This is a genomic window from Acidovorax sp. SRB_24 (assembly GCF_012931925.1).
The window spans coordinates 1-1,335 of sequence record NZ_MWOM01000144.1 but is presented as its reverse complement, the minus strand read 5'-3'; the positions used below and the strand labels follow the sequence as shown (position 1 = coordinate 1,335).

Annotated in this window: 1 protein-coding gene; it reads left to right on the top strand. The window is 59.7% G+C overall.

Annotated features, from left to right (window positions below; genetic code table 11):
* Positions 1-96 precede the first annotated feature (96 nt).
* On the top strand, positions 97-1,203 hold the full coding sequence (locus B2J89_RS21090; RefSeq protein ID WP_169170801.1) for an IS5 family transposase: 1,107 nt from the start codon (positions 97-99) through the stop codon (positions 1,201-1,203).
* Positions 1,204-1,335: the final 132 nt, after the last annotated feature.

Genomic DNA, 1,335 nt, shown 5'->3' with positions numbered 1-1,335 from the left:
TAACAGGCTGCTGAAATACTCCCCTGCGCCCGTCCAGATTCATAGGCCCTCCCGCGACAATCGAGGCACCCCACCAACCAGACAGACAAGCCAGACATGCGCGGAGCCGACACCTTCACCGAGAGCCTGTTCACCATGCGCCACCTCGATGACTTCGTGCCCGCCGATCACCCCTTGCGCGTGATCCGTGTGATGGTCAATACAGCCCTGGCCAACATGGACGAGCTGTTTGCCCGGATGTATGCGGCCGACATCAAAGGCGGGCGCCCCAGCATTGCTCCCGAGAAGCTGCTGCGCGCCATGCTCATCCAGGTGCTCTACAGCGTGCGCTCGGAGCGCCAGCTGATGGAGCAGACTCAATACAACCTTCTGTTTCGCTGGTTCATCGGCCTGGCCATGGACGACGCAGTCTGGGTGCCCACTGTCTTCAGCAAGAACCGCGAACGCCTGATCGAGCACGATGCGGTCATCGAGTTCTTCAATCAGATCGTGCAACAAGCCCAGGAGCAGGAACTGCTCTCGGGCGAGCACTTCAGCGTAGATGGCACCCTGATCCAGGCCTGGGCGGGCCACAAGAGTTTTGTGCGCAAAGACCGCCAGGGCGACGACGATACCGACGCGGGCAACTTCAAAGACCAAAAGCGCAGCAACGACACCCACGAGTCCACCACGGACGCGGATGCAAGGCTGTACCGTAAGGGCAAGACGGCCAGCGAGTTGCGCTTCATGGGCCACACACTCACCGACAACCGCCATGGGCTGGTGGTCAGCGCCGTGGTCACCCAGGCAGACGGATATGCTGAACGTGAAGCGGCCAAGGCCATGATCAACGATGCGCGCCAGGCACTGCCCGGTGATGAACCGATGACCATCACCCTGGGGGCGGACAAAGGCTACGACGCCAAGGAATTCATCGACGCTTTGCATGAGATGAACGTGCTGCCCCATGTGGCGCAGAACAAATCAGGGCGTCAATCGGCGGTGCCTGACAGGATCGCGGGTAGCGAAGGCTACGCCATCTCGCAGCAAAAGAGAAAGCTGATCGAGCAAGGCTTTGGCTGGGCCAAGACGGTGGGGCACATGCGTCAGGTGTTGGTGCGCGGGATCAAGAAGGTTGATCAGATGTTTGTGCTGACGATGGCGGGCTACAACCTCACGCGACTGCGCAACTTGGGGCAAATCCGTCTGCAGGGGCAGATGTGAAGGCAAAAGGAGCAGAAAACCGTGGTTTGCGGCTGAAAACACCCGGTTTTACGGGCTGACTTTCAGAATACGGAAAAATGCGGCTACAGCCGCTGAACAGATTCGGACGCGGGGGAGTATTTCAGCAGCCTG